Genomic DNA, 13508 nt, shown 5'->3' with positions numbered 1-13508 from the left:
GAGAAGCGATGACGATCCGGCCCACCGGCCTCCCGGCCGCGGCGACGAACACCGGAGTGACGAACACCGGCATACCCGCCCAGCGGGCGGTCGCCCGCGCCCGCACCCGCGAGCGGGCCCGCAGCCGGCGCCGCGCCCGGCTGCTGCGCGACCTGCGCGAGCGGGCCGGCCGCAGCCCGCGCGCGCTCACCTTCGCCGCCGGCGACGTCGTGGTCGTCTCCGGGCTGCCCGGCGCCGGCAAGTCCACCCTGATGGCCCGGGCCGCCGAGGGCCGCGCCGTCGACTCCCAGGACACCCGGGAGCGCTGGGAGGCCCGGCTGCCCCGCTTCCTGCCGTACGCGCTCTACCGCCCGCTCGCTCGCCTCGCCCACTACGCGGGGCTGCGCCGCGCCCTGCGCACCGGCGCCGGGGTGATCGTCCACGACTGCGGCACCCAGTCCTGGGTGCGCGGCTGGCTCGCCCGCGACGCCCGCCGCCGCGGCGCCGCCATGCACCTGATCCTGCTCGACGTCGACCCGGCCACCGCCCGGGCCGGCCAGCGCGACCGCGGCCGCGGCGTCTCCCTGTACGCCTTCGCCCGCCACCGCCGCGCCGTCGCCCGCCTGGTCCGCACCGCCGAGGCCGGCACCCTGCCCCCGGGCTGCGCCTCGGTCACCCTGCTCGACCGGGACGCCGCCGACGCCCTGCGGAAGATCGCCTTCCGCGATCTGCCGTGACGCACTCCGCACCCTTTTCGGTCACACGAGGCCGACAGCGCCATTAGGGTTCTGACCGACCGTGTGCCGGGAAGGGGACGACGAACCGTGGACGTGACGTGGCCGGGCAATGAGCTCGAGGAAGTGCTGGCCGCCTCCCTCGGCAACCCCTCCGCCGGCGGACGCCTGGTCGAGGTGCTCGGGCGCAGCCCCGTCTGGGTGCCGCTGCCCAACGGCGGCGGGCCGGAGAGCCGGGACCTCGACCTGCCCACCATGGAGATCGACGGCGCCGCCTACGTGCCCGTGTTCAGCTCCGAGCAGCAGTTCCTCGCCATCGCCGGCGAGCACATGTCGTACACCATCGCCCCCGCCCGCGACTTCGCCCGCGGTCTGCCCCCGCAGCTCGGCATCGCCGTGAACCCCGGCGGCACCGTCGGCGTCCCGTTGCCCCCGCCCGCCGTCGCCGAGCTCTGCCGGACCGGCCGCACCGCCCTCGACGGGCCCGCCAGCGGCGGCCGGGTGCGGCTCTTCGAGCCGGACTGGCAGGACGACCCGGTCGACTTCCTCGCCGCCGCCTCCGCCGAGTTCGAGGCCACCGGCGTCGTCGCGGTCGCCCGCCGGGTCCTCGCCAGCGTCGAGGGCACCGAGCCCGCGCTCTTCGTCGGCGTCGAGCTCACCGGCCCCGACGCCGACCGCAACGCCCCGCTCGACGCCCTCGGCCGGGCCCTCGGCCGGGTCGAGGTCGCCTGGCCGGTCAACCTCATCCTGCTCGACGTGGCCCAGGACCCGGTCGGCGACTGGATGCTGGACAAGGTGCGCCCCTTCTACCAGCGCGCCGCCGTGTGACGTACCCCTTGTTTAAGCTGAACTGATTCAAGAACCACTTCACGAACCACTCCGAGAACCACCGAGCCGAGTCGTACGACAAGAGGGGCGGGACCCACGGTGAGCGCGTCAGGCACCGCCGCGACCGGACAGGTCGAGCACATGCTGCGCCAGGTGGCACCCGGGCGCCACGACGCCTACGAGCAGCTGCTGCGCGCCCTCGCCGGCTCCGAGGTGCGGATGCTGCTCTGGCAGGGCACCCCGGGCTCGCCCGACGCCCAGTACGGCAACATGGAGGTCGACGGCTACGGCTACGCGCCGTGCGTCACCTCCGCCCAGGAGCTCGCCGCCTCCGGCTGGACCCGCGGCCACGAACTCGTCTCCGGACTCGAGATCGCCCGCGCCCTCTACCCCGACCGCTGGGGCATCTGGCTCAACCCGCACGCCCCCGGCGGCGGCGTCGGCATCCCCTGGGCCGACCTGCGCCGGATCGCCACCGGCCTCGACCGGATGCCCGCCGGCCCGCTGCGGCTCTCCGAACCCGCCGTGGAGATCCCGCAGTTCTACGCCCTGCTCACGCAGAACGCGCACCGCACCTCCGCCGTCCGCTCGCTGCGCCGCGCCTGGGTGCAGCCCGCGCTCGGCTCCCCGTACCTCGCGATCGGCCTCGACCTGTACGACTCCTCGCCGGCCTCCGTCGAGGCCGTGCGGGCGATGATGCACCAGACCGTCGCCGCCGTCCCCGACGGACTGCCGGTCTCCACGGTGGCCATGTCCGACACGTACGACCCGGTCGCGATGTGGCTGTACGCCCACGCCCGTCCGTTCTACGACCGCGACGCGCACGCCGCGGGGCCGGGCGCCGCGTCTCACCAGTCGGGATACGGCTACCCGCCGGCGCGGCACGCCTGAGTCCTTCCCGCCGCTTTGTCAAGACGGTGGCGAAATCCCTTTCCGAGCTGAGGTTTTGACTCCGCTTGCGGGCGACGCGGCGGCTCTGTCCCGCATCCGCCCGATTTGCCAACTGTCCGGGTCTCAGCTTGATATCACCGCTATGCGGACTGTTCTCTGCCGCGTCACTCGCCAGTAGCGTTCGGCCGGTCAGACCGACCACACATGGCGACCCAGGGGTGGACCCATGCGAATATTCACGTCCCGGTCAGCCCGGGCTTTGACGGCGGCCCTCGCGGTCGGCCTCATCGCCACCGGCTGCGCGAGCGAGCGGGGCAAGGACGGGGACAAGGACGGCGCCAAGGACACCTTCGTGTTCGGTGCCCCCGGTGACCCGGCCTCCCTCGACCCGGCTCTCGCCTCCGACGGCGAGACCTTCCGTGTCACCCGGCAGGCCTTCGAGGCCCTGCTGGAGCACGAGTCCGGCGGCAGCAAGCTGGTCGGCGGTCTCGCCGAGAAGTGGTCCAGCAACCCTGCGGGCACGGTCTGGACGTTCAACCTGCGTCAGGGCGTGAAGTTCCACGACGGCGAGAAGTTCGACGCCGCCGCGGTCTGCGCGAACTACGACTACTGGTTCAACTGGAAGGGCACGTACCAGTCCAGCGCGGTCTCCTACTACTGGCAGACCATCATGGGCGGGTTCGCGAAGAACGAGGACAAGGAAACCCCGAAGGCCAACTACAAGTCCTGCACCGTCAAGGACGCGAACACGGCCGTCATCGAGGTCTTCGAGCCCTCCGCCAACCTTCCCGGCGGCTTCTCCCTGCAGGCCCTCGCGATCCACTCGCCGAAGGCGCTCAAGGAGTACGCGAAGCAGGAGGCGACCGCCAAGGGCGACGCCATCACGTACCCCAAGTACAGCCAGGAGGCCGGCACGGTCGCCGGCACCGGCCCGTACAAGATCACGAAGTGGAACAAGGGCAACAAGGAAGTCGCCCTGACCCGCTTCGACGACTACTGGGGCGAGAAGGCCAAGGTCAAGAACCTGGTCTTCCGCACCATCGACACCGAGAGCGGCCGCCGTCAGGCGCTGCAGGCCGGTGACATCGACGGCTACGACCTGGTCGCGCCCGCCGACATCAAGACGCTCGAGGCGGCCGGCTTCAAGGTCCCGACCCGTGACGTCTTCAACCTGCTCTACGTCGGCATGTCGCAGGAGAAGAACCCGGCGCTGAAGAAGCCCGAGGTCCGCCAGGCCATCGCCCACGCCATGGACCGCGAGAACATCGTCAAGACCCAGCTGCCCGCGGGCGGCAAGGTCGCGACCCAGTTCATGCCCGACACGGTCGCCGGCTGGTCCGAGAACGTGAAGAAGTACCCCTTCGACACGGCCAAGGCCAAGCAGCTCCTCGCCGCCGCCGGCGAGAGCAACCTGAACATCGAGTTCTGCTACCCGACCGAGGTCACCCGCCCGTACATGCCTGCCCCGCAGGACATCTTCGAGCTGATCAAGGCCGACCTGGAGAAGGCCGGCATCAAGGTCACCCCGAAGCCGATGAAGTGGAACCCGGACTACCTGGACGCCACCGAGGCCGGCTCCTGCGCCCTGCACATGCTCGGCTGGACCGGTGACTTCAACGACGGCTACAACTTCATCGGCACCTGGTTCGCCGGGTACGACAAGCAGTGGGGCTTCAAGGACGACAAGGTCTTCGCCGCGGTGAAGGCGGGCTCCCTCCAGGGCGACCCGACCAAGCGCACCGACCTGTACAAGAAGGCCAACGAGGCGATCATGGACTACCTCCCCGGTGTCCCGCTGTCCTCCTCGCCGCCGGCCATCGCGTTCGGCAAGAACGTCAACCCGCCGAAGGTCTCCCCGCTGACGCAGGAGAACTTCGCCGAGGTCTCCTTCAAGTAACACCACCGCCAGCGGTCCGCCCGGTCACGCGTTCCTCTCGTGACCGGGCGTCCGCGCATCCGACTCCCGATCCCGAACAACGCAAGAAAGGGGCACGCGGGGTGTTGCGACTCGTCGTACGACGACTTCTCCAGCTGATACCCACCCTGCTCGGCCTGTCGGTTCTGCTCTTCATCTGGCTGAACCGGCTGCCCGGCGGACCCGCCTCAGCGATCCTGGGCGAGCGGGCGACCGAAGCCGACGTGGCGCGGATCAACCGCGCACTGGGACTCGACCAGCCGATCTACGTCCAGTACGGCCGCTTCCTCAAGCGGCTCTTCGACCTCGACCTCGGCACCTCGGTGCAGACCGGACAGCCGGTCTGGGACGAGTTCGTGCTGCGCTTCCCCGCCACGGTCGAACTCAGCCTCGCCGCCATGTTCCTGGCGGTCGTCGTGGGCGTCCCGCTCGGCTACCTGGCCGCCCGCAAGCGCGGCGGCTGGCTCGACGTGGCCTCCGTCTCCGGCTCGCTCGTGGGCATCTGCATCCCGGTCTTCTTCCTGGCCGACATCCTCAAGGGCGCCTTCGGCGACGTCTTCGGCACCTTCGGCCGCCAGTCCACCGGCATGGACGCGACCAGCGTGACCGGCTTCGCCGTCCTCGACGGCCTGCTCACCGGCGAGTTCGACGCCGCCTGGGACGCGCTGATGCACCTGGTGCTGCCCGGCATCGCCCTGGCCTCCATCCCGCTCGCCGTCATCGTGCGGATGACCCGCGCCAGCGTCCTGGAGGTGCTCGGCGAGGACTACATCCGCACCGCCGAGTCCAAGGGCCTGGAGCGCCGCGTCGTCCGCGGCCGGCACATCCTGCGCAACGCGCTCCTTCCGGTGGTCACCACCGTCGGTCTGCTCACCGGAAGCCTGCTCTCCGGCGCGGTGCTCACCGAGTCGGTCTTCTCCTTCGGCGGCATCGGCTCCTTCATCCGCACCGCCATCGACGCCCGCGACTACCCGGTGCTCGTCGGCTTCATCATGTTCATCGCCATGATCTACGTGCTGATCAACATGCTCGTGGACCTCGCGTACAGCGTCATCGATCCGAGGGTGCGGGTGCACTGATGAGCCTGACAAACACCGCTTCCAAGGTCGACCGGCTCGCCCAGCTCACCGCGACGACCGAGACCGCCAGCGGCGCCAGCCTGTGGCGCGAGGCGATGCGCCGGCTGCGCAACAGCAAGGCCGCGATCATCGGCGCCGTGATCATCGCCGCGTTCGTGCTGCTCGCGATCATCGGCCCCTGGATCGCCCCGCACGCCCCGACCGACCAGGCCTGGCGCGGCGAGGTCTTCCCCAACCGGGGACAGTTCGTCGGCGCGCGCGCCGAGAACTGGTTCGGCCTCGACCACCTCGGCCGCGACGTCTTCTCCCGCATGCTCGTCGGCGCCCGCCAGACGCTGCTCGTCGGCGTGGTCTCCATGCTCATCGGCCTGATCATCGGCGCCCTGGTCGGCGCCGTGTCGGGTGCGGCGGCCACCCTCGGCGGCCGGACGGGGCAGCGGATCGACGACGCCGTCATGCGCGTCACCGACATCCTGCTCGCACTGCCCTCGCTGCTCCTCGCCGTCTCCGTCGCCGCCGTGCTCGGCCAGTCGCTCACCACCGTGATGATCGCCGTCGGCGTGGTGCAGATCCCGGTCTTCGCCCGCCTCCTGCGCGGCTCGATGCTCGCCCAGGGCGGCAGCGACTACGTGCTCGCGGCCCGCGCGCTCGGCCTGCGCAAGCGGCGGATCGTCTTCACCCAGATCATGCCGAACTCGCTGAGCCCGGTGATCGTCCAGGCGACGCTCAGCCTCGCCACCGCCATCATCGAGGCCGCCGCGCTCTCGTACCTGGGACTCGGCAACCCGGACCCGTCGGTTCCCGAGTGGGGCGTCATGCTCTCGCAGGCGGAACGCTTCTTCGACAACGCGCCGATGATGTCCATGTATCCGGCGGTCGCGATCATCATCACCGCCCTCGGCTTCACCCTGCTCGGCGAGGCCATGCGCGAAGCGCTCGACCCGAAGCTGCGAGGTTAGTCATGCCACTCCTCACCGTGGACGAACTCACCGTCACCTTCGGCGGCCGCGGCCGCAAGGACGTCCGGGCGGTCAACGGCGTCTCCTTCAGCGTCGACCAGGGCCAGGTCGTCGGCCTGGTCGGCGAGTCGGGCTGCGGCAAGTCCGTGACCTCTCTCGCCCTGATGGGCCTGCTGCCGGCCAAGGGCGTCACGCTCGGCGGGCGCGCCGACTTCGACGGCACCGACCTGCTGACGCTCAGCCCCGGCAAGATGCGCGACCTGCGCGGCCGCGACCTGGCGATGATCTTCCAGGACCCGCTGTCCTCGCTGAACCCGGTCATCCCGATCGGCATCCAGGTCACCGAGATCCTCCAGCGCCACCGCGGCCTGAAGGGGGAGGCCGCCCGCAAGGAGGCCGCCCACCTGCTCGACCGGGTCGGCATCCCCGACCCGATGCGGCGCCTGAAGGAGTTCCCGCACCAGCTCTCCGGCGGCATGCGGCAGCGCGCGCTCATCGCCATGGCGGTGGCCTGCGCCCCCCGGCTGCTCATCGCCGACGAGCCGACCACCGCGCTCGACGTCACCATCCAGGCCCAGATCCTCGAACTCCTCAAGGAACTGGTCGACCAGGAGGGCACCGCGCTGCTGATGATCACCCACGACCTGGGGGTCGTCGCCGGCCTGTGCGACCAGGTCAACGTGCTCTACGCGGGCAAGGTCGTCGAATCCGCCGGCCGCCGCGAGCTGTTCGCGCACCCCACGCACCCGTACACCCACGGGCTGCTCGGCTCCATCCCCCGGCTCGACGCCCCGCGCGGCGAGTCCCTCAACCCCATTCGCGGGTCCATCAACGACCAGATCGCCTGGGCCGAGGGCTGCGCCTTCGCCCCGCGCTGCGACCGGTACGAGATGGAGTGCCTCACGGGCACGCCCGAACTGACCGAACCCCGCGAGGCCGGACACCGCGCCCGCTGCGCCAACCCGGTCCTGGCCACGACGGAGGTCCCGGCATGAGCCTGCTCGAACTGGACGGAGTGAAGGTCCACTTCCCCGTCAAGAAGGGCATCCTCTTCGACCGCACGGTCGGCCACGTCTACGCCGTCGACGGCATCTCGCTGTCGGTCGAGGCGGGCCAGACCTACGGCCTGGTCGGCGAGTCGGGCTGCGGCAAGACGACCCTCGGGCGTGCCGTACTGCGCCTGGTCGACATCACCGACGGCTCGGTCGTGCTCGACGGCACCGACGTGGCCAAGCTCCCCGAGAAGGAGCTGCGCTCCTTCCGCCGCCGGCTCCAGATGGTCTTCCAGGACCCGCTGGGCAGCCTCAACCCGCGGCAGAACATCGAGTCGATCCTCAGCGAGGGCATGGCCGCGCACGGGATCGGCGCGGACCAGGAGGAGCGCCGGGAGAAGATCAAGGAGATCCTGGCCAAGGTGGGCCTGCCCGCCAACGCCCTCTCCCGCTACCCGCACGAGTTCTCCGGCGGCCAGCGCCAGCGCATCGGCATCGCGCGGGCGCTCGTCCTGGAGCCGGACCTGATCATCTGCGACGAGCCCGTCTCGGCCCTGGACGTCTCCATCCAGGCCCAGGTGATCAACCTCCTGGAGGAGCTGCAGGAGTCGATGGGCCTGACCTACCTGGTCATCGCCCACGACCTGGCGGTGGTCCGGCACATCTCGGACGTCATCGGCGTGATGTACCTCGGCTCGCTGGTCGAGGAGGCGCCGAGCGACGTGCTGTACGCGGAGCCGCTGCACCCGTACACCCGCGCCCTGATGTCGGCGGTCCCGGTCCCGGACCCGGAGGTCGAGGAGCGCCGCGAGCGCATCCTGCTGCACGGCGACCTGCCGTCCCCGGCCAACCCGCCGGCCGGCTGCCGCTTCCACACCCGCTGCCCGTGGGCGCAGCAGACGCGCTGCGCGACCGAGCGCCCGGAGCTGACGGACGCCGGCGGCGGCCACAAGGTGGCGTGCCACTTCGCGCGGGAGATCGCGGAGGGGACGATCACGCGGGCGGGGGAGCCGGAGCCGGAGGACGCGAAGCCGGTGGTTCCCGCGCAGAAGCAGGCGGAGCCGGAGGACGTGGCTCCGGAGCCGGAGAACGCGAAGCCCGAGGCCGTCGAGGCTGCCGAGGAGCCCGCCAAGGAGGAGGCGGCGGACGCGCCCGAGGCGTAAAGCTGCCCGCTTCTCGTACGTGGGGCCCTGTCGCCGTCAGGCGGCGGGGCCCCACGCGCGTGGGGCGGACGGGAGGGCCCTTCGGAGCCGGGACAATGGTTCGGTGCTCCACGATCTGTTCAATCCGTCGGTCCAGCATGCGCTGGACCTGGTCGGCATCTTCGTCTTCGCCATCTCGGGCGCGCTGCTCGCCGTCCGCAAGAACTTCGACGTCTTCGGCATCGCTGTCCTGGCCGAGGCCACCGCGCTCGGCGGCGGGATCTTCCGTGACCTGATCATCGGTGCGGTGCCGCCGGCCGCCTTCACCGATCTCGGCTATTTCCTGATGCCGCTGGTCGCGGCCGTGCTGGTGTTCTTCCTCCACCCGGAGGTGGAGCGGACCCAGAACGCGGTCAACGTCTTCGACGCGGCGGGCCTCGGCCTGTTCTGCGTGACCGGGACGACCAAGGCGTACGACTACGGGCTCGGGCTGACCTCCTCGGCGGCGCTCGGCCTGGCCACGGCCGTCGGCGGCGGTGTGCTGCGCGACGTCCTGGCCAACGAGGTGCCGTCGCTGCTGCGCTGGGACCGCGACCTCTATGCCGTACCGGCCATCGTGGGCGCGACGATCGTCGTGCTCGCCCTCCGCTTCGACGTGCTCAACGCGTACACCAGCGGCATCGCCGTGCTGACCGCCTTCGTGCTGCGGCTGCTCGCGATGCGGTACCACTGGCGGGCGCCGCGCGCCTGGAACCGCCGGTCGAACGCGCGCGAGGAACCCGGAAACGAAAAAGCTACCGCTTAGTAATCTGTTCCTGTAGCGTTTCGGCCATGAGTACGAGCAGCATGGAGACCGTGAGCGCGAGCGAGTTCGACCGGGACACGGCAGTCACCCTGCGCGCGCCCGGGGTGTACGACGCCGAGCTCTCCGCGGGCTGGACGATCATCCACGCCGTCAACGGCGGCTACCTCCTCGCCCTCCTCGGCCGCGCGCTCGGCCAGCACCTGCCGCACCCCGACCCGTTCACGATCTCGGCGCACTACCTCACGCCGTCCGTGCCGGGCCCGGCCGTGATCCGCGTCGAGACGGTCCGCACCGGCCGCACGCTGTCCACCGGCCAGGCCTCCCTCCTCCAGTTCGCGGAGGACGGCACCGAGGTCGAGCGGATCCGCGTGCTCGCCTCGTACGGCGACCTGGACGCGCTCCCGGACGACGTCCGCACCACGGCGGCCCCGCCCGCGATCGCCCCGATCGACCAGTGCTTCGGCGCCTCCGACGGGCCCACCCCGGCGATCCCCGGCTCCTCGGCGATCACCGAGCGCCTCGACATCCGGCTCGACCCGGCCACCGTCGGCTGGGCGATCGGCGCGCCGTCCGGCAAGGGCGAGATGCGCGGCTGGTTCGGCCTCGCCGACGGCCGCGACCCCGACCCGCTCTCCCTCCTCCTCACGGTTGACGCCCTCCCGCCGACCTCCTTCGAGCTGGGCCTCAAGGGCTGGACCCCCACGGTCGAACTCACCACCCACGTCCGCTGCCGCCCGGCCCCCGGCCCCCTCCGCGTCTCCATCACCACCCGCAACCTCGCGGGCGGCTTCCTGGAGGAGGACGCCGAGGTCTGGGACAGCGCGGACCGGCTGGTCGCCCAGTCCCGCCAGCTGGCGCGGGCGCCGAGGGGCTGACGGCGCCGCGCGCGGCCGACACGGACGGGCGGCTCTGCGGGCCGGTCCGGTGATGCCGGCCCGTTGGGCGCCGGGCGTTCCGCGCGCCCCGGCGACGCCGTACCGCGGGCTTGTCCGCCCCGCTAGCCTGCCCCGGTGAAGTCCGACCGGCTGCTGGCCCTCCTCCTGCTGCTTCAGACCCGGGGGCTCGTGCCGGCGAGCGAGCTGGCCGAGAAGCTGGAGGTGTCGGTACGGACGGTCTACCGGGACGTCGAGGCGCTGTCGGCGGCGGGCGTGCCCGTGTACGCGGAGCGCGGGCGGTACGGGGGGATCGCGCTGCTCGCCGGGTACCGGACGGACGTCACCGGGCTGACCGCCGACGAGTCACGGGCCCTGTTCGTGCTCGCCGCACAGGGGGCACACCGGGCGCTCGGGCTCGACGAGGCGCTGGGCTCCGCGCTGCGGAAGGTGATGGCGGCGCTGCCCGCCCCGCACCGCCCGGGCGCCGAGGCGACCAGCCGCCGGATCCTGGTGGACCCGGACCGCTGGATGAGCGGGCCGCGGGCGGACCTGGACCTGGACGTGCTGCACCGGGCGGTGTTCGCCGACCGGCGGCTCGCGCTGCGCTACCGCAGCAGCGGGGCGCCCGCCCCGAAGGCGTACACCGTCGACCCGTACGGCCTCGTCGTGAAGGCCGGCGTCTGGTACCTGGTCGCGGACCGCGACGGCGAGCCGCGCCTGTTCCGGGCCGACCGGGTGGAGGCCGCCGAACCGCTCGACGAGCCGGTACGGCGCCGCCCCGGAGTCGAGCTCGCCGAGGTGTGGGCGCTGCTGCGGGAACGGGTCGAGCGGCGCCCGGCCGGGCTGACCGTCACCGCCCGGGTCCACCGCGACCGCTACGACCGCTTCCTGCGCCTCCACGCCGACCGCCTCACCGTCCCGCCACCCGCCCGCCCCACCGCCGACTGGACGGACGTCGAGCTGTCCGTAGCCGAACTCGGCGAACTCCGCCCGCTCCTCGCCCTGGGCGCCAGCCTGGAGGTCCTCACCCCACCCGCCGCCCGCACCTACCTCGCCGAGGCGGCGGCGGAGACGGTGGCCCTGTACGGCGGCACTGTTCACGCGGCCGGCGAGTCGGGGGGTGACTCAGTCGGTGGCTCGGCCGGTGACTAGGCCTCCGGCTCGGCACGGTGATTCGGCCTGCGGCTCGGCCTGCGGCCCCGCCGGCGCACCCGGCCGCGACTCGGCCAGGTGATTCGGTCGGCGACCCCGCCCGAGCCTCCGCCTGCGGCTCGGCTGGTGCCTGGGCCCGTGCCTCAGCCCGCGACCCCGCCCCGCGACCCCGCCCCCGATGGCTCAAACCGGCCGCCTTCCCAGGTGGTCGGCCCCGCCTCGTAGAATCGACGCACCATGATGGCTTACCTCGACCACGCGGCGACCACGCCCATGCTCCCCGAGGCGATCGAGGCGATGACCGCCCACCTCGCCGTCACGGGCAACGCCTCCTCGCTGCACGCCGCCGGGCGCCGCGCCCGGCGGACCGTCGAGGAGGCCCGGGAGACCCTCGCGGGCGCGCTCGGCGCGCGGCCCAGTGAGGTCGTTCTCACCTCCGGCGGCACCGAGGCCGACAACCTCGCCGTGAAGGGCCTCTTCTGGTCGCGGCGGGACGCCGACCCGCGCCGGACCCGGGTCCTCGCCAGCCCCGTCGAGCACCACGCGGTGCTGGACGCCGTGGACTGGCTCGCGACCCACGAGGGCGCCACCGTCGAGTATCTGCCGGTCGACTCCTACGGCCGGGTGCACCCCGACGCCCTGCGCGAGGCCATCGCCCGGAACCCCGAGGACGTCGCCCTGGCCACCGTCATGTGGGCCAACAACGAGATCGGCACGATCATGCCGGTCCGCGAACTCGCCGACGTCGCCGCCGAGTTCGGCGTACCGCTGCACGCCGACGCGGTCCAGGCCGTCGGCCAGGTCCCGGTCGACTTCGCCGCGTCCGGCCTCGCCGCCATGACCGTCTCCGGCCACAAGATCGGCGGCCCGTACGGCATCGGCGCGCTGCTGCTCGGCCGGGAGTACACCCCGGTCCCCGTGCTGCACGGCGGCGGCCAGGAGCGCCATGTCCGTTCCGGCACCCTCGACGTGCCCGCCGTCGCCGCCTTCGCCGTGGCCGCCCGCCACGCGGCGGACGGCCAGGAGGACTTCGCCCGTACCGTCGGCGCCCTGCGCGACGAGCTCGTGACGGCCGTCCGCACCGCCGTCCCGGACGCGATCCTCGGCGGCGACCCGGACGGCCGGCTCCCCGCCAACGCCCACTTCAGCTTCCCCGGCTGCGAGGGCGACTCCCTGCTGCTCCTCCTCGACGCCGCCGGCATCGCGTGCTCCACCGGCTCCGCCTGCACCGCCGGCATCGCCCAGCCCAGCCACGTTCTCCTGGCCACCGGCGCCTCGCCGGACCTGGCGCGCGGCACCCTCCGCTTCAGCCTCGGCCACACCTCCACCAAGGAGGACGTGGCGGCGGTCGCCGAGGCCATCGCCCCGGCGGTGGAACGCGCGCGGACGGCCGGCCTGACCTGATGGCCTGAACCTGACGGCCTCAGCCGACGCCGGCCGGGAGCTTCTCGCGCGCCTTCCGCACCAGCGCGATGTACCGCTTCCAGTCCCAGTGCGGCCCCGGGTCCGTGTGGTCCGTGCCCGGCACCTCCACGTGCCCGATGATGTGCTCCCGGTCCACGGGTATCCCGTACCGGGCGCATATGCCGGCGGTGAGCCGGGCGGAGGACTCGTACATCGCCGTCGTGAAGTCCTGCGGGCGGTCGACGAAGCCCTCGTGCTCGATGCCGATGCTGCGCTCGTTCATGTCGCGGTTGCCGGCGTGGAAGGCGACGTCGAGTTCGCGGATCATCTGGGCGATGTGCCCGTCCTTGCGCACCACGTAGTGCGCGGCGGCCCCGTGGGACGGGTCCTTGAACACCTTGAGCGCGGACCGGTAGCTGCCCTGGACGACATGGATGACGACCCGGTCGATCACGTAGTCGTCGGGGCGGTCGGCCCGCCGCCAGTTGTAGTCGGAGGCGGCCGTCCACTCGGCGCCCTTGTGGTCGAGCTCGCCCTCGACCCGCTTCTTCTCCATGCCGGGCAGCCGCCACCACAGGCGGCCCAGCTCGTCGCGGGCGAAGACGGCGGCGCCGGCGACGGCGACCGCGCCGCCGAGCAGGACGGCCCGCCGCGTGGCCCCGCCCTTCTTCCCGGCGGCTCCCTTCTTCCCGGCGGCTCCCTTCTTCGCGCTGCCCTTGCCAGTGCTCCCCTTTTTCCCCATGTGATCGACAA

At 72.3% G+C, this 13508-nt stretch carries 13 protein-coding genes; 12 read left to right on the top strand and 1 reads right to left on the bottom strand.

The window, feature by feature from the left end; all coding sequences use genetic code 11:
* Positions 1-8: 8 nt before the first annotated feature.
* The 12 genes from KV205_RS14500 (at position 9) to KV205_RS14445 (ending at position 12755) form a co-directional block, all read left to right on the top strand.
* On the top strand, positions 9-716 hold the full coding sequence (locus tag KV205_RS14500; protein WP_265864738.1) for an AAA family ATPase: 708 nt from the start codon (positions 9-11) through the stop codon (positions 714-716).
* Between the two features lie 87 nt (positions 717-803).
* Positions 804-1541 carry an enhanced serine sensitivity protein SseB gene (locus KV205_RS14495; RefSeq protein WP_265864737.1) on the top strand — a complete coding sequence of 246 codons (738 nt, stop codon included), beginning with the start codon at positions 804-806 and terminating at the stop codon, positions 1539-1541.
* Positions 1542-1640: 99 nt separating this feature from the next.
* Complete coding sequence (locus KV205_RS14490; protein WP_265864736.1) at positions 1641-2432, top strand: enhanced serine sensitivity protein SseB C-terminal domain-containing protein; 792 nt, start codon at positions 1641-1643, stop codon at positions 2430-2432.
* A 226-nt stretch (positions 2433-2658) separates the two neighbouring features.
* The gene (locus KV205_RS14485) at positions 2659-4329 is read left to right on the top strand and encodes an ABC transporter substrate-binding protein (RefSeq protein ID WP_265864735.1); all 1671 of its coding nucleotides are present in this window, start codon (positions 2659-2661) and stop codon (positions 4327-4329) included.
* A gap of 101 nt (positions 4330-4430) precedes the next feature.
* A complete protein-coding gene (locus KV205_RS14480) occupies positions 4431-5426 on the top strand; it encodes an ABC transporter permease (RefSeq protein WP_265864734.1) in 996 nt (331 codons plus the stop codon).
* Entirely contained in the window at positions 5426-6385 is a 960-nt protein-coding gene (locus KV205_RS14475; RefSeq protein WP_265864733.1) for an ABC transporter permease, read from the top strand. The genes KV205_RS14480 and KV205_RS14475 overlap by 1 nt, the downstream gene beginning before the upstream one ends.
* Positions 6386-6387: 2 nt before the next feature.
* The gene (locus KV205_RS14470) at positions 6388-7380 is read left to right on the top strand and encodes an ABC transporter ATP-binding protein (RefSeq protein WP_265864732.1); all 993 of its coding nucleotides are present in this window, start codon (positions 6388-6390) and stop codon (positions 7378-7380) included.
* Positions 7377-8540: an ABC transporter ATP-binding protein gene (locus tag KV205_RS14465; protein WP_265864731.1), complete on the top strand. Its 1164-nt coding sequence runs from the start codon at positions 7377-7379 to the stop codon at positions 8538-8540. The genes KV205_RS14470 and KV205_RS14465 overlap by 4 nt, the downstream gene beginning before the upstream one ends.
* 103 nt (positions 8541-8643) lie before the next feature.
* The gene (locus tag KV205_RS14460) at positions 8644-9324 is read left to right on the top strand and encodes a trimeric intracellular cation channel family protein (RefSeq protein ID WP_265864730.1); all 681 of its coding nucleotides are present in this window, start codon (positions 8644-8646) and stop codon (positions 9322-9324) included.
* A gap of 26 nt (positions 9325-9350) precedes the next feature.
* On the top strand, positions 9351-10199 hold the full coding sequence (locus KV205_RS14455) for a thioesterase family protein (protein ID WP_265864729.1): 849 nt from the start codon (positions 9351-9353) through the stop codon (positions 10197-10199).
* Positions 10200-10334: 135 nt separating this feature from the next.
* Entirely contained in the window at positions 10335-11351 is a 1017-nt protein-coding gene (locus KV205_RS14450; RefSeq protein WP_265864728.1) for a YafY family protein, read from the top strand.
* A gap of 240 nt (positions 11352-11591) precedes the next feature.
* The gene (locus KV205_RS14445; RefSeq protein WP_265864819.1) at positions 11592-12755 is read left to right on the top strand and encodes a cysteine desulfurase family protein; all 1164 of its coding nucleotides are present in this window, start codon (positions 11592-11594) and stop codon (positions 12753-12755) included.
* Positions 12756-12774: 19 nt separating this feature from the next.
* On the opposite strand, the gene KV205_RS14440 is transcribed toward KV205_RS14445, so the two are convergent.
* Positions 12775-13497 (bottom strand): N-acetylmuramoyl-L-alanine amidase, encoded by a 723-nt coding sequence (locus KV205_RS14440; RefSeq protein WP_265864727.1) that lies wholly within the window; start codon positions 13495-13497, stop codon positions 12775-12777.
* Positions 13498-13508 lie beyond the last annotated feature (11 nt).

The sequence above is a fragment of the Streptomyces sp. SKN60 genome, assembly GCF_026236535.1.
Taxonomy (GTDB): domain Bacteria; phylum Actinomycetota; class Actinomycetes; order Streptomycetales; family Streptomycetaceae; genus Streptomyces.
This window is presented reverse-complemented; position numbering and strand designations above follow the sequence as displayed.